We start from the raw sequence: 20,910 nt of genomic DNA on the forward strand, positions 1-20,910 counted from the left end.
GAGGGAAACATCAAGATGGACAGTGCCGAACTGCTGACCCGGTTTCTGCTGCAGCGCCCTGCCCCGGCACATCGGCTGATGCTGGCCGGGCTCAAGCCGGCGGCTGTGCTGCTCCCCCTGGTGGAGCGCCCCACCGGGCTGCAGCTGCTGCTGACCCGTCGCAGCGCGCAGTTGCGCCACCACCCGGGGCAGATCAGCTTCCCCGGTGGGCGCCAGGATCCGGAGGACGAGAGCCTGATCCACACCGCGCTGCGGGAAACCCGGGAGGAGCTGGGGATCCCCTCATCCAAGATCCACGTCATCGGCAGCCTCACCCCGCTCAACACCATCTCCCTCTACGACGTGTTGCCGGTGCTGGCCATGGTCGACGCCGATTACCAGCTCACACTGAGCCCCGATGAGGTGGAGCAGGCTTTCGAGGTGCCGCTCAACCATGTGCTGGATCTGGCGCACCACATCGCCCTGACCATCCCCAGGGCCGGCAAGCACCACACCATCTACTGGATCCCCTGGCAGCAATCTTTCATCTGGGGGGCGACCGCCAGCATGATTCGCCAGCTCTCCGCGCACCTGTCAAAATAACATTCCGATAACCTCGTCGGATGAAAAATTATCCAATTAACACTCAACTAACATTGAATATGATAAAGAGATTTTGATTTTTTATTCTTTTGATCACATTTTTATAAGAAAGTACGGGGTTGCGCCTCATAAAGGTGAATCTGATCAACATTTTTGATTAAAAAAAAAGTATTCTTGCGCCGACTCAATCAAAACTACACATTCGGGGTAAGACACATGTCTAATACTGTCACCGGCGCACAAGACGTCGCGGCCACACAGGAGCAAGGTACCCGCTCCCTGCAATCTCGCAGTTGGAACAAGCAGGACACCACCTGGGTGATCAGCCTGTTCGGTACCGCCGTCGGGGCCGGTATCCTGTTCCTGCCCATCAACGCCGGCATGGGTGGCTTCTGGCCACTGGTGGTGATGGCCCTGCTGGTGGGTCCCATGACCTACCTCGCCCACCGTGGGCTGGCCCGCTTCGTGCTCTCCTCCAAGAACCCCAATGCCGACATCACCCAAGTGGTGGAAGAGCATTTCGGCGTTGGTGCCGGTAAATTAATCACCCTGCTCTACTTCTTCGCCATCTACCCGATCGTGCTGATCTACGGGGTGGGCATCACCAACACGGTGGAAAGCTTCTTGGTCAACCAGCTGCAGATGACGGCGCCTCCGCGCTGGATCCTCTCCATCGTGCTGATCATGGGGATGATGTCGGTCATGCTGGCCGGTGAGAAGCTGATGCTGAAGGTCACCGAGATGCTGGTGTACCCGCTCATTGCCATCCTGGCGGGTATCTCCCTCTATTTGATCCCGGACTGGACCGGCGCCGCCCTGGCCCAGGTGCCTTCCACCAAGGACTTCGCGACCACCCTGTGGCTGACCATCCCGGTGCTGGTGTTCTCCTTCAACCACAGCCCGGCCATCTCCAGCTTCGCCCTGGCCCAGCGCCGCGACTACGGTGACAACGCCGTCGCCAAGTCCGATGCCATCCTCAAGCGTACCGCGGCCATCCTGCTGGGCTTCGTGATGTTCTTCGTCTTCTCCTGCGTGATGAGCCTGACCCCGGCCCAGCTGGCGGAAGCCAAGTCCCAGAACATCGCCGTGCTCTCCTACCTGGCTAACCAGCACTCGAGCCCGATCATCTCCTACTTCGGTCCGCTGGTCGCCTTCGTTGCCATCGTCTCCTCCTTCTTCGGCCACTATCTGGGTGCCCGTGAAGGTCTGCGCGGCATGATCAACCAGCAGATGCGCAGTGCCGGCAAGACGGGTACAACCTCCAAGAAGGTTGAGCTGTTCATCATCGCCTTCTTCATCCTGACCCTGTGGGGCGTGGCCGTGATCAACCCTTCCATCCTCGGCATGATCGAGTCACTGGGCGGCCCCATCATCGCCACCATCCTGTTCCTCATGCCGATGTACGCCATCAAGCGTGTGCCGGCCATGGCGAAGTATCAGGGTCATATCAGCAACCTGTTCGTCACCATCATGGGGCTGATTGCCATCTCCGCCATCCTGTATCAGCTGTTCGGCTAATCCTCTCGGCCTAGCCAGCAAGCAGATGCCCGCCAGTGATGGCGGGCATTTTTTATTGCCTGTCTTGGCACCATGGCCTGTGCCCCCGGGGTCGGTGATCGCCTCCTGATCGCGACACTCCTACGCCCCCCGCTCTGCTATTGGGATCCTGGCAGCCCCTCTTTAAGCGCCAGTCGCCGAACCCTGGCCCCATACCCTAAAGCGCCCAGCGCCGGAGAGGAGCAAGGGATGTCATCGAGGACATGGAAAGGTCGGGGCGCTTGGCACCATAAATAACATAAGTGCCCCTCCCACAGCCCGAGCATCGGGGCCTGTCGCAGTTCCTGTCCCAGCCAAATCAGCGCCCATTGCCATACGCAGTGCTGGTGCGAGTCCCCGGCTCGAAATCCATTGAGCCCTGGGTCAAGACGGGCATGTCGGCGGGGCGCTCGCGCCACTGAGCCGCTTGCGGTTAGCTGCCCCCCAAGACCCCAGCTGGTGGCATCTAGGCCCACCTAAGTGACGGGTTCAAGGCAAGGCGAACAACGAACAACGAACAACGAACAACGAACAACGAACAACGAACAACCACAGGCTAGCCTGCCAGGGCAAATCCCCCATCCCCTCGCCCTCTTTTGCGGCCATAAAAAAACGCCCTCCGGGGAGGGCGTTTCTGGCGGTTTGACGCGCGGTTATCAGGCTTCGCGGCGAGAGAGCGGCGCTGCATCCAGCAGTGTCTCATCCTCGGCCATACAGGCGGCCGCGGTGAACAGCACGTCGGTGGAGCTGTTGAGCGCAGTCTCGGCAGAATCCTGCAGCACCCCGATGATGAAGCCGACGGCCACGACCTGCATGGCGATGTCATTGCTGATGCCAAACAGGCTGCACGCCAGCGGGATCAGCAGCAGGGAGCCACCGGCCACGCCGGAAGCACCGCAGGCACTGATGGTCGCGACCACGGAGAGCAGCACGGCGGTCGCCAGATCCACTTCCATCCCCAGGGTGTGCACCGCCGCCATGGAAAGCACAGTGATGGTGATGGCGGCACCGGCCATGTTGATGGTCGCCCCCAGCGGAATGGAGACCGCATAGGTATCTTCCGGCAGACGCAGTTTTTCACACAGCGCCATGTTGACCGGAATGTTGGCGGCAGAGCTGCGGGTGAAGAAGGCGGTCACACCGCTCTCTTTCAGGCAGGTCAGCACCAGCGGATAGGGGTTGCGCTTGATCTTCCAGAACACGATGAGCGGGTTGACCACCAAGGCGATGAACAGCATGCAGCCAATCAGCACCACCAGCAGCTGGGCATAGCCGAGCAGGGCACCGAAACCGGTCTCGGCCAGGGTGGATGCCACCAGACCCAGGATACCGAGCGGCGCGCAGCGGATCACCGCCCTGACGATGGTGGAGACCCCGTGGGACAGATCGGAGATCAGTGCCTTGGTGCTCTCGTTGGCGTGACGCATGGCGATGCCCAGGCCGATGGCCCAGGCCAGGATGCCGATGTAGTTGGCGTCCATCAGCGCCTTCACCGGGTTGGTGACCACGTTGAACAGCAGGGTCTGCAGCACTTCGGTGATGCCACCCGGCGGGGTGATATCGGCGCTGTTGGCGACCAGATGCAGGTTGGAGGGGAACAGGAAGCTGGCAACCACGGCCACCACGGCGGCGGCGAAGGTGCCAAACAGATAGAGGGCGAGCAGCGGGCGAATGCTGGTCTTCTGACCCTGTTTGTGGCCGAGGATCGCCGCCATCACCAGCACGAAGACCAGCAGCGGGGCGACCGCCTTCAGGGCACCGACGAACAGGCTGCCAAGCAGACCCGCCGCCTTGGCCCATTCCGGCATGAACATAGCAAGTAGGATACCGAGTACCAGACCGACCAGGATCTGGCTAACCAGACTGGTGCTGTTGACCAGTCGTATGAGGGGGTGTTGTTGTGTCATCAAATAGTCCCTGTGCACTCAAGGTGCGTGAATCAATAGTCCTGTTGGCAACCTGCCACACGCCGGGATGCCGGCACACTGACGGCGATCCCTCTTGGCAGATCTTCTTCTGGATCCGTCCAAATACGCGCGGGGCTGCGGACAAGGAATATCCCATCTGCCACCGTTTTTTTCCACATAATCACTGAAAAATATCAGGGTCACCTCACAAAAAACCTACAACAAGGTGATAACACAATATCAACCACGGTCAAATAATAGCCATCCCAGTCCGTTCATCGGCCGAGCCGACGCCAACGTGCTATCATGCCGCTCTTTGTGCTGGAGCCCTGCCATGATCCCCACCCTGTTGACCCGACACTTCGGCTTCGATCAATTGCGACCCGGCCAGGAAGCGGTGATCAGCCGCCTGCTGGCCGGCAAGAGTGCGGCGGCCATCTTCCCCACCGGCTCCGGCAAGTCCCTCTGCTATCAGCTGCCGGCACTGGCATTGCCTCATCTGACCCTGGTCATCTCCCCGCTGATCGCACTGATGCATGATCAGCTCGCCTTCTTGCGCGGCAAGGGCATTGCCGCCGCGACCCTGGACTCCAGCCAGACCGTGGAGGAGAGCCGCCGCGTGATGCAGCAGGCCAGTGACGGTCAGCTCAAGATCCTGATGATCTCGGTGGAGCGGCTCAAGAACGAGCGCTTTCGCCGCTTCATCGCCCAGGTGCCACTCTCCTTGCTGGTGGTGGACGAGGCGCACTGTATCTCCGAGTGGGGCCACAATTTTCGCCCCGACTACCTGAAGCTGCCGGATCATCGCCGCGAGCTGAATATTCCTCAGGTGTTGCTGCTCACCGCCACCGCCACCCCGGCGGTCATGGCAGACATGCAGGCCAAGTTCGCCATCGAGGAAGAGGATCTGGTGGTGACAGGTTTCTATCGCGCCAACCTGGATCTCGCCGTCATCCCCCTGGCTGGCCCGGCGCGCGATGGCTGGTTGCGCGACGAACTGCAACGAGACCCCAAGTCCCCCACCATCGTCTACGTCACCCTGCAACACAGCGCGCAGCAGTGTGCCGAGCAGCTGCAGGCCATCGGCATCCGCGCCAGCGCCTATCACGCAGGGCTGGATCCTGCCATTCGCAGCCAGATCCAGCATGACTTCATGGCGGGTCGACTGGATTGCATCGTCGCCACCATTGCCTTTGGCATGGGCATCGACAAGGCCGATATCCGCCGGGTCATCCACTACGACTTGCCCAAGTCCATCGAGAACTACAGCCAGGAGATCGGCCGTGCCGGGCGGGATGGTCACCCCTCCCGCTGCACCGTGCTGGCCAGCCGCGCCCAGTTGCCGGTGCTGGAGAACTTCGTCTACGGGGATACACCGGACAGGACCGCCATCCTGAGCTTGCTCGAGATCCTGCGCGAGAGCGGCGGCGAGTGGGAGTTTGGCCTGCTGCGCCTCTCCAACGAGACCAATATCCGCCAGTTGCCGCTCAAGACCCTGCTGGTCTACCTGGAGATGGCGGGGATCATTGCCCCGGCCTACAGCTATTTCGCCGAGTATCGCTTCAAGTTTGTGCTGGAAAAACAAGAAATCCTGGCTCGCTTCAATCCGGATCGGCGCCAGTTTCTGGAGCAGCTGTTTGCCTGCGCCCCCCAGGCGCGCAGCTGGTGCACCATGGATTTCGATGCGCTCTGGCAGGGTTATCAGGGGAAGCGGCAGCGCGGTGCCGCCGCGCTGGATTATTTGCAGCAGCAGGGCTGGATCGAGCTGGAGAGCAAGCAGATGACGGATGTCTATCGGGTATTGCGCCAGGAGCTGGACATAGCGCCGCTGGCCGATCAGCTGCATGCCCTGTTCGAGCAGAAGGAGCGAAGTGAGCTGGCGAGGCTGCAGGCCCTGCTGGCCTTCTTTACCTCGACCCGTTGCCTGAGCCATGAACTGGCCCACTACTTTGCCGATGAGCAGGCGCCGAGCCACTGCGGCCACTGCTCCGTTTGCCGCGGCGAGATTGCCATCCTGCCCCAGCTGCCGACCCTGGGCTTGCCCAACGAGTCCGGCTTGCGCGCCTGGTGCGATCCCCTGGTGGCCCTGTGCCAAACCCGAGATCCCCGGGTCCTGACCCGCTTCCTGTGCGGCATCGCTACCCCGCTGACCACCAAGGCCAAGGCAAAAAGTCTGGCCGGTTTCGGCCGGTTGGCCGCGCATCCCTTCGCCGAGGTGCTGACGGCGGTCTCCCGCCTGTACCCCGCCGCGCCTTGATGGCACAAGTTTGCCGGACGCCGAAAAAATAAGACCCTCGCGGATGCGAGGGTCAAGCCAACGGAAACGTGCTTAAACAGAGCTTAGTATCTGCACAGCCACCCACTCTCTTGCTAAAGCGATGACTGCTCGACACAGGGCCAATCTAGTGCAGCCAGAATGTAGCGTCAATGTAAAAATTAGAGCTTAAACACAAAACGACACGCATTACGTTAACGTAAACGAAAATCAAATATCTCTGCTTCCCCCGCCAGCCTTGTCCCGCCTGACATTCCGTAAATAAGAAGCGAACGCCACCGCTTTCCCTGCCTGCCACACAAACATTTATTTTTTATGTCTTTGACATTTGCATCACTGTCGTGGCAAAAATAATTTAACAGTCAGTAACATAGGTATGTCATTGACTGCACCTTCCCGCACAAGGATCGGGAAGCCCCGTGCAAACTTAAACCAATGATGGCGATGGATTACTGGGGGCTGTTGACTAGGCTTAAGAGGAAAACAGAACAAAAGTAGTGATCCACTCTTTTTCAGGGTAAGCGACTATAACGAGGGCTAAGTTATGGGCATCTTCGAGCACTATCAACAGCGGTATGAGAAAGCCAGAGAGGAGGAGTACAGCATCCAGGAGTTCCTGGACATGTGCAAACAGGATAAATCCTGCTATGCCTCCGCCGCCGAGCGTCTGCTGGTTGCCATCGGCGAACCGGAAATGGTCGATACCTCGGTCAATCCGCGCCTCAGCCGCCTTTTCTCCAACCGCGTCGTCGCACGCTATCCCGCTTTCAAAGACTTCTATGGCATGGAGGAGGCCATCGAGCAGATCGTCTCCTACCTCAAACACTCCGCCCAGGGGCTGGAAGAGAAGAAACAGATCCTCTACCTGCTGGGGCCTGTCGGTGGCGGCAAGTCATCGCTGGCCGAAAAACTCAAATCCCTGATGCAGAAGGTGCCTATCTATCGCATCAAGGGTTCACCGGTCAACGATCACCCCTTCTGCCTGTTCGACATCGAGGAAGATGGCGAGATCCTGGAGAAAGAGTACGGCATCCCGCACCGCTACCTGCGCCCCATCATGTCGCCCTGGGCGGCCAAGCGGCTACACGAATTTGGCGGTGACATTTCCAAGTTCAAGGTGGAGAAGGTCAACCCCTCCATCCTGGATCAGATCGCCATCGCCAAGACCGAACCCGGCGATGACAATAACCAGGACATCTCCTCCCTGGTTGGCAAGGTCGATATCCGCATGCTGGAGCACTATGCCCAGGATGACGCCGATGCTTATTCCTACTCAGGCGCGCTGTGCAAGGCGAATCAGGGGATGATGGAGTTCGTGGAGATGTTCAAGGCTCCCATCAAGGTGCTGCACCCCTTGCTGACCGCGACTCAGGAGGGGAACTACAACGGCACCGAGGGTCTCTCCGCCCTGCCCTTCGACGGCATCCTGCTGGCTCACTCCAACGAGTCGGAATGGCAGCAGTTCCGCAACAACAAGAACAACGAGGCCTTCCTCGACCGGGTGTACATCGTCAAGGTGCCCTACTGCCTGCGCGTCTCGGAAGAGGTGAAGATCTACGAAAAACTGCTGATCAACAGCGAGCTGACCGATGCCAAGTGTGCCCCTGGCACCCTGGAGCTGCTGGGTCAGTTCTCCGTGCTCTCCCGCCTGAAGGAGCCGGAAAACTCCAGCCTCTACTCCAAGATGCGGGTCTATGACGGCGAGAGCCTGAAAGACACGGATCCCAAGGCCAAGAGCTACCAGGAGTATCGCGACTATGCCGGCGTGGATGAGGGCATGAACGGCCTGTCGACCCGCTTCGCGTTCAAGATTCTCTCCCGCGTCTTCAACTTCGACCACGCGGAAGTGGCCGCCAACCCGGTGCACCTCTTCTACGTGCTGGAGCAGCAGATCGAGCGGGAACAGTTCGCGCAAGAGCTGCACGATCGCTACCTGGAGTTCATCAAGGGCTACCTGACCCCGCGCTACGTGGAGTTCATCGGCAAGGAGATCCAGACCGCATACCTCGAGTCCTATTCGGAGTACGGTCAGAACATCTTCGATCGTTACGTCACCTATGCCGATTTCTGGATCCAGGATCAGGAATACCGCGACCCGGAGACCGGCCAGCTGTTTGATCGGTCGTCGCTGAACAGCGAGCTGGAGAAGATCGAAAAACCGGCGGGGATCAGCAATCCGAAAGATTTCCGCAACGAAATCGTCAACTTCGTGCTGCGTGCACGGGCCAACAATGCAGGTCGTAACCCCAACTGGACCAGTTACGAGAAGCTGCGCACCGTGATCGAGAAGAAGATGTTCTCCAACACGGAAGAGCTGCTGCCGGTTATCTCCTTCAACAGCAAAACCTCGGCCGAGGAGCAGAAGAAGCACGATAACTTTGTCGAACGGATGATGGAGAAGGGCTACACCCGCAAACAGGTGCGCCTGCTCTCCGAATGGTATCTCAGGGTACGCAAGTCATCCTGACCCTGATCGGTTCAAGGGGGAGTTATGGCGCATTTTATCGACCGCAGGCTCAACGGCAAAAACAAAAGCGCTGTCAATCGGCAGCGCTTCATCCGCCGTTACAAGAAGCAGATCAAACAAGCGGTCTCGGATGCTGTCTCCAAACGCAGCATTCAGGACGTGGACAAGGGCGAGAGCATCAGCATCCCGACCAAGGACATCGGTGAGCCCCATTTCCATCAGGGGCAAGGCGGTAAGCGGGAGATGGTGCATCCCGGCAACGACCAGTTCGTCTCCGGCGACAAGATTGACCGGCCCAAGGGAGGGGGCAGCGGTCAGGGTGGCGGAGAAGGCCAGGCCTCGGATCAGGGCGAAGGGGCGGATGACTTCGTGTTCCAGATCTCCAAAGACGAGTATCTGGATCTGCTGTTTGAAGACTTGGAGCTACCCCGCCTGCAGAAAACCCAGCTCAACCAGCTGATGGAGATGAAAACCTATCGGGCGGGCTACACCTCCAACGGGGTGCCGGCCAACATCAACGTGGTGCGCTCCCTGCAAAACTCGCTGGCGCGGCGCATGGCGCTGCAGGCGGGCAAGAAACGCCAACTGCGCGAACTGGAGGAGAGACTCGCACAGCTCACCAGCGCACCCAACGATCACTTTGCCGAAATCGCCCAGCTCGAGAAGGAGATCCGCGAGCTGAAACGGCGGATCGAGGCCGTGCCCTTCATCGATACCTTCGATCTCAAGTTCAATAACTTCGTCAAACGCCCGGTGCCGTCCAGCCAGGCGGTGATGTTCTGCCTGATGGACGTGTCGGGCTCCATGGATCAGGCGACCAAGGAGATGGCCAAACGCTTCTACATCCTGCTCTACCTGTTCCTTAGCCGGACTTACAAGAACGTGGAGGTGGTCTACATCCGCCACCACACCCAGGCCAAGGAGGTGGACGAGCACGAGTTCTTCTACTCCCAGGAGACCGGCGGCACCATAGTCTCCAGCGCCCTCAAGATGATGAACGACATCATCAACGAGCGTTATCCCGCCAATCAGTGGAACATCTATGCGGCGCAGGCATCGGATGGCGACAACTGGGCGGATGACTCGCCCCAGTGCCGGGAGATCCTGATGCGCGACATCATGCCGCGGGTGCGTTATTACTCCTACATCGAGATCACCACCCGTGCCCACCAGACCCTGTGGCACGAATACGAATCTGTGGCTGGCCAATTCCCCCACTTCGCGATGGAGCACATCCGCAAGGTGGAGGATATCTATCCGGTCTTCCGTGAGCTGTTCAAGAAGCAAGCGGCTTGAGGGACGTCATATGGTAGAAACCGCGAGAAAAATAGCGCCGCTGGACGATGGTCCTGACTGGAACTTTGATTTGCTGGAGATCTATCACCAGGAGATTGCCCGGGTCGCCAGGTTTTATCGGCTGGATACCTATCCCAACCAGATCGAGGTGATCACCGCCGAGCAGATGATGGATGCCTACTCCAGTGTGGGCATGCCCATCGGCTACCAGCACTGGTCGTTTGGCAAGCGCTTCATTCACACCGAGCGCAACTACAAGCGCGGCCAGATGGGGCTGGCGTATGAGATCGTCATCAACTCGGATCCCTGCATCGCCTACCTGATGGAGGAGAACACCATGCCGATGCAGGCACTGGTGATGGCCCATGCCTGCTATGGCCACAACTCTTTCTTCAAGAACAATTACCTGTTCAAGGCCTGGAGCGACGCCTCCTCCATCATCGACTACCTGCTGTTTGCCAAGAACTACATCACCGAATGCGAAGAGAAGCACGGCATCGATGCCGTCGAGCGCTTGCTCGACTCCTGCCATGCCCTGATGAACTTCGGGGTGGATCGCTACAAGCGCCCCCAGAAGATCTCTCTGGCCGAAGAGAAGCGACGTCAGAAGGCGCGGGAAGATTACCTGCAGACCCAGGTCAACGAGCTCTGGCGTACCCTGCCCAAGCAGCACAAGGCTTCCGGGGTCGAGGACAGGCGCTACCCGCCCGAGCCGCAGGAGAACATCCTCTATTTCATCGAGAAGAATGCCCCCCTGCTGGAGCCCTGGCAGCGCGAGATAGTGCGGATAGTGCGCAAGATCAGCCAGTACTTCTATCCGCAGAAACAGACCCAGGTAATGAACGAGGGCTGGGCCACCTTCTGGCACTACAGCATCCTCAACCATCTGTATGACGAGGGGAAGATCAGCGATCGCTTCATGATAGAGGTGCTGCACAGCCACACCAACGTGGTCTATCAGCCCCCCTACAACAGCCGTTACTATTCCGGCATCAACCCCTATGCCCTGGGCTTTGCCATGTTCACCGATCTGCGCCGCATCTGTGAACACCCCACCGAGGAGGACAGATACTGGTTCCCCGACTACGCCGGCACCGACTGGGTCGAGACCCTGCACTTCGCCATGCAGAACTTCAAGGACGAGAGCTTCATCAGCCAGTTCCTGAGCCCCAAGGTGATGCGCGACATGAAGCTGTTTGCCATCGACGATGACGATCTGAAGAACTACCTCAAGGTGTCCGCCATCCACAACGAGGAGGGCTATCGCCTGGTGCGCAATACGCTCTCGGCCCAATACAACCTGAGCAATCTGGAGCCCAACATTCAGGTCTACAACGTGGCGGTGAAGGGCGATCGCTCGCTCACCCTGCGCTATGTGCCCCACAACCGGATCCCGCTCGGCGAGTCACGCCACGAGGTACTCAGGCATCTGCATCAGCTGTGGGGATTTGATGTGCTGCTGGAGCAAGATAACGGGGAACTGCCCGCCGACATCATAGGGCGTTGCCCGGAACGCAAGGGCGTCACCTGACGTCGAGGCATAAAAAAACGCGCCGGTTGGCGCGTTTTTTCTTAGTCGATACGGATCAGTTATCGCACAGGTTGCTCGGCATGTCCTGACGAAGACGAGTCCACAGCTTGCCGGACTCGATGCCGTACTGGCGCACCGTCATGAACACGGCCTCGTGATTCTTGGTCTCGGCCAACCCCAGCAGGGTCTTGTAATAGGCATCCGCCGTCTCACGCGCCTGCTTGTCGGAGAAGTAATAACGCCCGACGCGGCTGTACAACCCTTTGAAGCCATTGAGGATCAAGGCGTAGATAGGGTTGCCGGAAGCAAATGAGAGCTGATGGTGCAGACGATAGTCGAACTCGGCATACGCCTCAGGGGAGTTGTCAACCCCATCGGCGCCACGCAAGATCTCAGCCGCCTGCTCGGGATTATTCCGGATGGCGCCACGGATGAAGATGGTGCAGATGTTGGTGCGGGCCGACAGCAACTGGGCCACCAGGTCCGGTACCTTGTCCTGATCCAGCCGAGCCAGGGTCTCCAGGATGTTCAGACCAGAGGTCTCCCAGAAGTTGTTGACCTTGGTGGGTTTACCATGCTGGATGGTGAGCCAGCCATCACGGGCAAGACGCTGCAGCACTTCACGCAAGGTAGTGCGAGTCACACCTATCAATTCGGACAGCTCGCGCTCCGCCGGCAGAATGGATCCTGGAGGAAAGCGATTGTTCCAGATGGACTCGATGATGTATTCCTCGGCAAACCCTGCGGGGCTCTGCGCTTTTATGACCATGTAGTGACTCTTGTAGTGCGTAAAAAGGCTCACGAATAATAGCAAAGCCGGACATGCTGGCAAGCAGAAGGTCGGTCCTCTGCTCACATTAACCCGATCTTTTTGTTAAAAAAATGTATATGGAATCCGGATGGGTGCCAGTCAACACCAAAGGGGGGTGATAAACCGGCAACGCGTCTGGGCAAGCGCCACCCCGTTATTTATAGTTAGCGCTCCTTTGATTAAAATCATGTGCAATTAATTTGATAAAGGTGAATATCCGGAAGCTCGACTGCATTGACGCAGATACCAATCAACAGAACAGAGAATCATCATTATGCCAATCAGCCTAGGGCGCGCGTTTGCAAAGAATTTTTTGGGCAATGCCCCCCGGTGGTACAAACTTGCCATCGTCTCATTCCTGCTGATCAATCCGATTGTCTTCCACTATGATCCCTTCCTGGCAGGCTGGTTGCTGGTCGTCGAGTTCATCTTCACCCTGGCCATGGCGCTCAAGTGCTACCCACTGCAGCCAGGCGGCCTGCTGGCCATAGAGGCGGTGCTGATCGGCATGACCTCGGCCAACCAGGTCAAGCACGAGCTGGTTGCCAATATCGAGGTGCTGCTGCTGCTGGTGTTCATGGTGGCCGGCATCTACTTCATGAAGCAGCTGCTGCTCTATGTCTTCACCAAGATGCTGATCCGCATCCACTCCAAGACGCTCCTCTCCCTCGCGTTCTGCCTGGTATCGGCCTTTCTGTCCGCCTTCCTCGATGCCCTGACCGTGATCGCCGTGGTGATCAGCGTCGCCACCGGTTTCTACGCCATCTACCACAAGGTGTCATCGAGTGATGAGTCCGGCAACTTGCACAATGACGAGGGGATCGACGAGCTGACCCGCCAGCATCTGAATGAGTTTCGCGGCTTCCTGCGCAGCCTGATGATGCATGCCGCCATCGGGACGGCGCTCGGGGGTGTCTGCACCCTGGTGGGCGAGCCACAGAACCTCATCATAGGGGAACAGGCGGGCTGGCATTTTGGCGAGTTCGCCATTCGCATGGCCCCGGTGACCATCCCGGTCTTCCTCTGTGGCCTGCTCACCTGCATCCTGGTGGAGAAGTGCCGCTGGTTTGGCTATGGCACCAAGCTGCCCGAACCCGTGCGCCGCATCATGGAAGCCTACGGGCGTGACGAAGATGCCCAGCGCTCCCCGCAAGAGAAGGCCAAGCTGGTCGTCCAGGCCCTGATCGCGCTCTGGCTGATCACCGGGCTGGCCCTGCACCTGGCCGCCGTCGGCCTGATCGGCCTGACCGTCATCGTCCTGGCCACCTCCTTCACCGGCGTCACCGAGGAACATGCCCTCGGCAAGGCCTTCCATGAGGCACTGCCCTTCACCGCCCTGCTCACCGTCTTCTTCAGCGTGGTGGCGGTGATCATCGATCAGCAGCTGTTCAAGCCGGTGATCCAGTGGGTACTGGCCGCCAAGCCGGAGGATCAGCTGGCCCTCTTCTATCTGGCTAACGGCCTGCTCTCCATGGTGAGTGACAACGTCTTCGTCGGCACCGTCTATATCAACGAGGTGAAGACGGCGTTGCTCAATGGCGCCATCAGCCGCGAACATTTCGATCTGCTGGCGGTCGCCATCAACACCGGCACCAACCTGCCTTCCGTCGCCACCCCCAACGGCCAGGCCGCCTTCCTGTTCATGCTGACCTCGGCCATTGCCCCCTTGCTGCGACTCTCTTACGGTCGCATGGTCTGGATGGCGCTGCCCTACACCATTGTGCTGGGGCTGGTGGGGTTCTTCGCGGTGGAACAGCTGCTCGCGCCTGCCACCGAATGGTTCTACCAGGCCGGCTGGCTGACGCAGGGCGCCGCCATGCCGGCCCTGGCACCGGCGTCACATTGATGATGGAAGGGCCCATGGGGGCCCTTTCCTTTTAGGGCCTGCTCTGCTCTAATTCAGCCACTATTTTTATCAGTGAGATCAATCAGATGATCGAATTTCTGCGTCGTATTGCCAGCCATCGTCTGGCCTGGGGGTTGCTGGCCGCCTCCGCCCTCAGCTTCGAGCTGTGCGCCCTCTTCTTCCAGCATGTGCTGGGTCTGCACCCTTGCGTCATGTGTATCTATGAGCGGATCGCCATTCTCGGGGTGTTCACGGCCGGCCTGCTCGGCATGGTGGCGCCAGAAAAGTGGTATCTGCGCTGGAGCGCCCTCTTGTTGTGGGGCTATAGCGCCTTCTGGGGCCTGAAACTGGCACTCAAGCATGTGGATTACCAGATCAACCCCTCCCCCTTCAATGTATGCGAAGGCTTTGTTGACTTTCCAAGCTGGGCCCCGCTCGATCAGTGGATTCCCTGGCTGTTCTTCCCGGATGGCGACTGCAGCGAGATCACCTGGCAGTTCCTCAGCTTCTCCATGCCTCAGTGGCTGGTCGTCATCTTCGCCGCCTACCTGCTGGTGTTCGTGGTGGTGGCGGTCGGCAATCTGGTCAAGGGCCGCTGCTGCAGCTGAATCCTACACCGCCATACAAGAAAGGGAGCCACTGGCTCCCTTTTTACATTTCACATGATGGTCGACAGCGATCTCAGCCCTTAGCAGACGCAAGAGCCAGCCTCTCCATGCCGCTCCTCATCGGGCTGGTTGCCATCCTCACCGCCCATCTGCGGGTGTTCCTGATGGTGGCGGTTGGCAACCTGGTCAAGGGCCGCTGCTGCGGCTGAGTCACACGCCGCAATATAAAAAGGGGAGCCAGTGGCTCCCCTTTTTCATGCTTGATGATCGGCTCAGGAGGCGGTCTTGCCCCTGCTGCGCCTCGCCTTCACCATGCCGACGATCATCGGCAGCAGCGAGACGGCTATGATGCCGAAGATGAGCAGGGTGAAGTTATGGCGCACCACCGGCAGGTTGCCGAAGAAGTGGCCCGCATAGACGAAGGAGAGGACCCACAGCAGGCCGCCCACCAGGTTGAATGCCAGGAAGCGCGGGTAGGTCATGGCCCCCATCCCGGCCACGAAGGGCGCGAAGGTGCGCACTATGGGCAGGAAGCGGGTGATGATGATGGTCTTGCCACCATGCTTGGCATAGAAGGCGTGGGTCTTGTCCAGATAGTCACGGCGGAAGATCTTCGAGTCCGGATTGCGAAACAGCTGCTCCCCGAAGAAGTGGCCTATGGTGTAGTTCACCACGTTGCCAAGCACCGCGGCCACGATCAGCACGGCCGCCAGGGTGTGCACATCCAGCACGCTGCCGACGGTGAGTGCACCAGCGGCAAACAGCAGGGAATCGCCGGGCAGGAAGGGAGTCACCACCAGGCCGGTCTCACAGAAGATGATGAGGAACAGGATGGCGTAAACCCAGACGCCATAGTGCTCAAAAAGCTCTTTCAGATGCACATCGACGTGCAGAATAAAATCAATCGCAAACAGGATCAGATCCATTTTTTCCATACCCATGAAGTGAACGGCGTGGAGTCTACGCCAATGGCTTGCGCGCCACAATCAGCGGCGCCGGTCGCCCTAGGGGAAAGCCCATTTCCCGGTAATGGTGACGTCATTTCCCGCCATCGGCAGAAGCATCCGGGTGACAAGCCGCGCCTATTCCAGGGCATCCAGCCCCTGCCTGACCGCCGCCGGCAGGCAGGACTCCCAGCCCCAGAGCAGCAACAGCAGCAGGCTGATGTCATCGAACCAGCCGAAGATCGGCACCAGATCCGGGATGAGATCCACCGGACTGATGCCATAGAGCAGGATCAGGATCACCAGCCCCTTGGCCCACCAGGGGGTCGCGGGGTGGCGAAAGCCGAAGTAGAGGCGGCGCAGACGCCGCCAGAGGAGCCAGCGCTTGCCGCTCGGCTTCTTGCCAAACCCGGCACTCAACTCTCGATCAACTCGCTGCGCAGCCGCTGGATCTGATCCCGCATGGCGGCCGCCTGCTCGAACTCCAGATCCCGCGCATGCTGGAACATCTGCTCTTCCATCCGTTTGATCTCCTTGGCGATCTCGCTGGCGGAGCGGGCGTGGTACTCCCCTTGCGGCTCGGCCGCCTTGCGACCGCCCCTGCCCGCCTTGCCAGCCGTGCGGCTGCCGCCCATGTCCATCGCGTCCCCCACCGACTTGTTGAGGCCCCTGGGGGTGATGCCGTGTGCGAGGTTGTGGGCATGCTGCAGGGCGCGGCGCCGCTCCGTCTCCTCGATGGCCACCCTCATGGAGTTGGTGATGGTATCGCCGTACAGGATCACCCTGCCGTTGAGGTTGCGGGCGGCGCGGCCTATGGTCTGGATGAGGGAGCGGGTGGAGCGCAGGAAGCCCTCCTTGTCCGCATCCAGTATGGTCACCAGGGAGACCTCCGGCATGTCGAGCCCTTCCCGCAGCAGGTTGATGCCCACCAGCACGTCGAACTTGCCGAGCCGCAGATCGCGGATGATCTCCACCCGCTCGACGGTGTCGATGTCCGAGTGCAGGTAGCGCACCCGCACGTCGTGATCCGCCAGATATTCGGTCAAGTCTTCCGCCATCCGCTTGGTGAGGGTGGTAACCAGCACCCGCTCCTCCACCGCGACCCGCAACCGGATCTCGGACAGCAGATCGTCCACCTGGGTGGTGACCGGGCGCACCTCGATCTGTGGATCGAGCAGGCCGGTGGGGCGCACCACCTGCTGCACCACATCCTCACCGGACTTCTCCAGCTCGTAGGGGCCAGGGGTGGCCGAGACGAACACCGTCTGCGGCATCAGCGCCTCGAACTCGTCGAACTTCAGCGGTCTGTTGTCCAGCGCCGAGGGCAGACGGAAGCCGTACTCCACCAGCGTCTCCTTGCGGGATCTGTCCCCTTTGAACATGGCGCCGATCTGCGGCACCGTGACGTGGGACTCGTCGATGATGAGCAGGCCATCCCCCGGCAGGTAGTCGAACAGGGTGGGCGGCGGCTCGCCGGGGGCGCGCCCCGACAGATAGCGGCTGTAGTTTTCGATGCCCGAGCAGTAGCCCAGCTCCTGCATCATCTCGATGTCGAACTGGGTGCGCTGGCTGATGCGCTGCTCCTCCACCAGCTTGCCCAGGCTCAGCAACTGCTCACGGCGCCCCTTGAGCTCCTCCTTGATGTGGTCGATGGCACCCAGGATGGTTTCGCGCGGCGTGGCGTAGTGGGTCTTGGGATAGATGGTGTAGCGCACCACCGTCTGCTCTATGGCCCCGGTCAGGGGATCGAACTGGGAGAGTCGCTCCACCTCCTCGTCGAACAGCTCCACCCGCAGGGCCAGCTTGTCCGATTCGGCGGGGTAGATGTCGATCACCTCCCCGCGCACCCGGAAGGTGCCGCGGCCAAACGCCACGTCGTTGCGGGTGTATTGCAGCTCGGCGAGGCGGCGCAGTATGTCCCGCTGGTTGATGATGTCCCCCACCTTGAGGTGCAGCATCATGCTGAGGTAGGCCTGGGGATCCCCCAGACCATAGATGGCGGAGACGGAGGCGACTATCACCACGTCGCGCCGCTCCAGCAGCGCCTTGGTGGCCGACAGCCGCATCTGCTCTATGTGATCGTTGATGGAGGCATCCTTCTCGATGAAGGTGTCCGTGGTCGGCACATAGGCTTCCGGCTGGTAATAGTCGTAGTAGGAGACGAAATACTCCACCGAGTTCTCAGGGAAGAACTCCTTCATCTCGCCATAGAGCTGGGCCGCCAGGGTCTTGTTTGGCGCCAAGATCATGGTGGGCCTGTTCAGGGTGGCGATCACGTTGGCCATGGTGAAGGTCTTGCCCGAGCCGGTCACCCCGAGCAGGGTCTGGTGGGCGAGGCCAGACTCGATGCCATCGAGCAGCCGGGCGATCGCCTCTGGCTGATCCCCCGCGGGTTGAAACTGGCTGGCCAGCTTGAAAGGCTTATTCATGACGACTCCGGACAAAAACAGCAAGAGAGAAGTGTACTCCGACTTGGGGTGGCCTGGGTATCCACTCTATATGGCCAAGCGGCTATTGACCCCGAAAAGCGAGCTCTGTATAGTGCGTCTCCTTGCCTGATGTTCCCCCGTAGTTCAGTCGGTAGAACGGCGGACTGTTAATCCGTATGTCACTGGTTCAAGTCCAGTCGGGGGAGCCAATTCCTCACCATCTCGGTGCAAGTTATCCACTTTAGTGCTTTCCTCTGCCGATTTTAATGCACAAGCCGCCCCTCGTGGTGACACCCCCATTTGATCCCCTCCCCCCGACCAGCAGCGTTTTGTTCTGCTGCGTATAACTATATGATTTTTATAGAAACATTTTTCTTCCGGTATTTTTTGAACAGTGCTTGCATCCCAGTATTGGCGCGGCCTGCAGGCTGATCGCCAAGTTTCATGAACAGGGTTATCCACAGTTTCTGTGGGTAAGTCGACCAAAGCCAGTCGCGGCCTAGGTTGGCAGCCAGTCCCTCCGACCGGGCACCGGTTGCGCCCCTCGTCCCCATTTTCTGCTGTTTTTGCCACCCCCCCTAAATGGGTCGAATGCTGACATTCCGGCCCCTTGGTCCTGTGCTTTTTTCGCCATGCCTCATGGCATGGGTCACCATCCGGGTCATGGCAGGGAACGGTGTCGGACAGCCCCCGGCTCCCCTCAGTCAAATATGCTGAAAAGCGTGCTCAGATGTGCCACTTGCAGCAGGTAATAAATTGTCCACAGGGGCCAAGCCCTCTCCCCCGCCGATAGCAGAAATCACTAATTGACAACGGGATCGGCAGTGCGAAAGAGAGGGTTTTCGCCCCCGATACCCCCCTCTCCTATTCCCTGACAGGAGGGGAGCCACTTAACTGTCTATTAATCCGCTTTGACGCTTCTTTCTTGGTGAGGGATACGGCACAATATCGGCCCCACTTTTTTCCTCGGTTTTTCCGGGCATGACCATAGATTTCGTGACTCTGCTACACCAAAGCGACTCCCTGCTGCTGTTCGTGGTACTGGCCTTCGGCCTGCTGCTGGGCAAGGTACGTCTCGGCAACTTCCAGATTGGCAACACCATAGGCGTACTGTTCACCGCCCTGCTGTTCGGCCAGATGGGCTTCGAATTCACCGCCACCACGGAGAATGTCGGCTTCATGCTGTTCATCTTCTGCGTCGGCATAGAGGCTGGTCCCCACTTCTTCAGCGTCTTCCTGCGCGATGGCATCCACTACATCACCCTCACCCTGGTGATCCTGTTGACGGCCCTGCTGCTGACGGTGGGGCTGGCCAAGTTCTTCAACCTGGGGCCCGGCATGGCGGCCGGGATCCTGGCGGGCTCGCTTACCTCGACCCCGGCGCTGGTCGGGGCCCAGGATGCCCTGCGCAGCGGCCTGCTCAACCTGCCCCATCAGACCGACATGCAGTCCGTGCTCGACAACATGGGGATCGGCTATGCGCTGACCTATCTGGTGGGTCTGGTGGGGCTGATGCTGGTGGTGCGCTACCTGCCGTCCCTGGCCCGGCTGGATCTGAACACCGAGGCCCAGAAGATCGCCCGCGAGCGGGGGCTGTCCGACAACGAGAGCCGCAAGACCTATCTGCCCATCATCCGCGCCTATAGAGTCGGCCCCGAGCTCGCGGCCTGGATCGGCGGTCGCACCCTGCGCGAGACCGGCATCTATCCCCACACCGGTTGCTATGTGGAGCGGATCCGCCGCAACGGCATACTGGCGAGCCCGGATGGCGATGCCGTCATTCAGGAGGGGGACGAGATCGCCCTGGTCGGCTATCCGGAGAGCCACGAGAAGCTGGACGTCAACTACCGCAACGGCAAGGAGGTGTTCGACCGCAACCTGCTGGATCTGCAGATCGTCACCGAGGAGATAGTGGTGAAGAACGATGCGGTGGTGGGTCGCCATCTGGTGGAGCTCAACCTCACCGAGAAGGGCTGCTTCCTCAACCGGGTGGTGCGCTCCCAGATCGAGATGCCGTTCGATCGCAACATCATGCTGCAGAAGGGTGACGTGCTGCAGATCAGCGGCGAGAAGCAGCGGGTCAAGCTGCTGGCCAACAAGATAGGCTTCATCAGCATCCACAGCCAGACCACGGATCTGGTGGCCTTCACCACCTTCTTCGTGCTGGGCCTGCTGATCGGCTCCGTCTCCCTGGTGTTCGGCCAGATCGAGTTCGGCCTCGGCAACGCCGTCGGCCTGCTGCTGGCGGGGATACTGATGGGCTACCTGCGGGCCAACCACCCCACGGTCGGCTATGTGCCGCCCGGCGCCCTGCGCCTGGCCAAGGATCTGGGTCTGGCAGTGTTCATGGTGAGTACCGGACTCAAGGCCGGTGGCGGCATCCTGGATCATCTCAGCGAGGTGGGGGTGGTGGTGCTGTTCTCCGGCATGCTGGTCACCACCCTGCCGGTGCTGGTGGGCTACCTGTTCGGGGTCTGGGTGCTGAAGATGAACCCGGCGCTGCTGCTGGGGGCCATCACGGGGGCCCGGACCTGCGCCCCGGCCATGGACGTGGTGAACGAGGCGGCCAACAGCTCCATCCCGGCGCTCGGCTATGCGGGGACCTATGCGGTGGCCAACGTCATGCTGACCCTGGCGGGCTCCTTCATCATCGGCTTCTGGTTCTAACCCGGAATATA

General features: G+C 59.8%; 14 protein-coding genes and 1 tRNA gene. 10 read left to right on the forward strand and 5 right to left on the reverse strand.

Annotated features, from left to right (window positions below):
• Nucleotides 1–15: 15 nt before the first annotated feature.
• A complete protein-coding gene (locus AACW18_RS12635; RefSeq protein ID WP_218291268.1) occupies nt 16–582 on the forward strand; it encodes a CoA pyrophosphatase in 567 nt (188 codons plus the stop codon).
• 216 nt (nt 583–798) lie between these two features.
• Nucleotides 799–2,100 carry a serine/threonine transporter gene (locus tag AACW18_RS12640; protein ID WP_218291267.1) on the forward strand — a complete coding sequence of 434 codons (1,302 nt, stop codon included), beginning with the start codon at nt 799–801 and terminating at the stop codon, nt 2,098–2,100.
• A 674-nt stretch (nt 2,101–2,774) separates the two neighbouring features.
• On the opposite strand, the gene sstT is transcribed toward AACW18_RS12640, so the two are convergent.
• The gene (gene sstT / locus AACW18_RS12645; protein ID WP_042652298.1) at nt 2,775–4,025 is read right to left on the reverse strand and encodes a serine/threonine transporter SstT; all 1,251 of its coding nucleotides are present in this window, start codon (nt 4,023–4,025) and stop codon (nt 2,775–2,777) included.
• A gap of 334 nt (nt 4,026–4,359) precedes the next feature.
• Between sstT and AACW18_RS12650 the strand changes: the two genes are divergently transcribed.
• From AACW18_RS12650 to AACW18_RS12665, 4 genes are all read left to right on the forward strand, one after another.
• Nucleotides 4,360–6,282: a RecQ family ATP-dependent DNA helicase gene (locus AACW18_RS12650; protein WP_218388860.1), complete on the forward strand. Its 1,923-nt coding sequence runs from the start codon at nt 4,360–4,362 to the stop codon at nt 6,280–6,282.
• A 562-nt stretch (nt 6,283–6,844) separates the two neighbouring features.
• Nucleotides 6,845–8,767, forward strand: coding sequence for a PrkA family serine protein kinase (locus AACW18_RS12655; RefSeq protein WP_042652300.1), 1,923 nt, complete (start codon nt 6,845–6,847; stop codon nt 8,765–8,767).
• A 24-nt stretch (nt 8,768–8,791) separates the two neighbouring features.
• On the forward strand, nt 8,792–10,063 hold the full coding sequence (locus tag AACW18_RS12660) for a YeaH/YhbH family protein (RefSeq protein WP_042652301.1): 1,272 nt from the start codon (nt 8,792–8,794) through the stop codon (nt 10,061–10,063).
• A 10-nt stretch (nt 10,064–10,073) separates the two neighbouring features.
• Nucleotides 10,074–11,594 (forward strand): SpoVR family protein, encoded by a 1,521-nt coding sequence (locus tag AACW18_RS12665; protein ID WP_218388861.1) that lies wholly within the window; start codon nt 10,074–10,076, stop codon nt 11,592–11,594.
• 55 nt (nt 11,595–11,649) lie between these two features.
• Here AACW18_RS12665 and fadR read toward each other — a convergent pair whose 3' ends face one another.
• A complete protein-coding gene (gene fadR / locus AACW18_RS12670; RefSeq protein WP_218388862.1) occupies nt 11,650–12,363 on the reverse strand; it encodes a fatty acid metabolism transcriptional regulator FadR in 714 nt (237 codons plus the stop codon).
• 316 nt (nt 12,364–12,679) lie between these two features.
• Here fadR and nhaB point away from each other — a divergent pair, with 316 nt between their 5' ends.
• Together nhaB and dsbB are read left to right on the forward strand one after the other, a co-directional pair.
• Nucleotides 12,680–14,251, forward strand: coding sequence for a sodium/proton antiporter NhaB (nhaB, locus tag AACW18_RS12675; RefSeq protein ID WP_218291264.1), 1,572 nt, complete (start codon nt 12,680–12,682; stop codon nt 14,249–14,251).
• Between the two features lie 86 nt (nt 14,252–14,337).
• On the forward strand, nt 14,338–14,859 hold the full coding sequence (gene dsbB, locus AACW18_RS12680; protein WP_218388863.1) for a disulfide bond formation protein DsbB: 522 nt from the start codon (nt 14,338–14,340) through the stop codon (nt 14,857–14,859).
• 272 nt (nt 14,860–15,131) lie between these two features.
• On the opposite strand, the gene AACW18_RS12685 is transcribed toward dsbB, so the two are convergent.
• The 3 genes from AACW18_RS12685 to uvrB all read right to left on the reverse strand — a co-directional run bounded on the left by AACW18_RS12685 (nt 15,132) and on the right by uvrB (nt 18,232).
• Nucleotides 15,132–15,785 carry a DedA family protein gene (locus AACW18_RS12685; protein ID WP_218291477.1) on the reverse strand — a complete coding sequence of 218 codons (654 nt, stop codon included), beginning with the start codon at nt 15,783–15,785 and terminating at the stop codon, nt 15,132–15,134.
• A 156-nt stretch (nt 15,786–15,941) separates the two neighbouring features.
• Nucleotides 15,942–16,223 carry a YkvA family protein gene (locus AACW18_RS12690; protein ID WP_042652307.1) on the reverse strand — a complete coding sequence of 94 codons (282 nt, stop codon included), beginning with the start codon at nt 16,221–16,223 and terminating at the stop codon, nt 15,942–15,944.
• Entirely contained in the window at nt 16,220–18,232 is a 2,013-nt protein-coding gene (gene uvrB / locus AACW18_RS12695; RefSeq protein ID WP_218388864.1) for an excinuclease ABC subunit UvrB, read from the reverse strand. The genes AACW18_RS12690 and uvrB overlap by 4 nt, the downstream gene beginning before the upstream one ends.
• Before the next feature lie 133 nt (nt 18,233–18,365).
• Here uvrB and AACW18_RS12700 point away from each other — a divergent pair.
• Nucleotides 18,366–18,441: transfer RNA gene (locus AACW18_RS12700), tRNA-Asn, on the forward strand.
• A 772-nt stretch (nt 18,442–19,213) separates the two neighbouring features.
• Nucleotides 19,214–20,899, forward strand: a complete 1,686-nt coding sequence (locus AACW18_RS12705; RefSeq protein ID WP_218291261.1) for an aspartate:alanine antiporter — start codon at nt 19,214–19,216, stop codon at nt 20,897–20,899.
• Nucleotides 20,900–20,910 lie beyond the last annotated feature (11 nt).

The sequence above is a fragment of the Aeromonas sp. sia0103 genome, from assembly GCF_963895295.1.
In the GTDB taxonomy this organism is placed as follows: Bacteria; Pseudomonadota; Gammaproteobacteria; order Enterobacterales; family Aeromonadaceae; genus Aeromonas; species Aeromonas encheleia.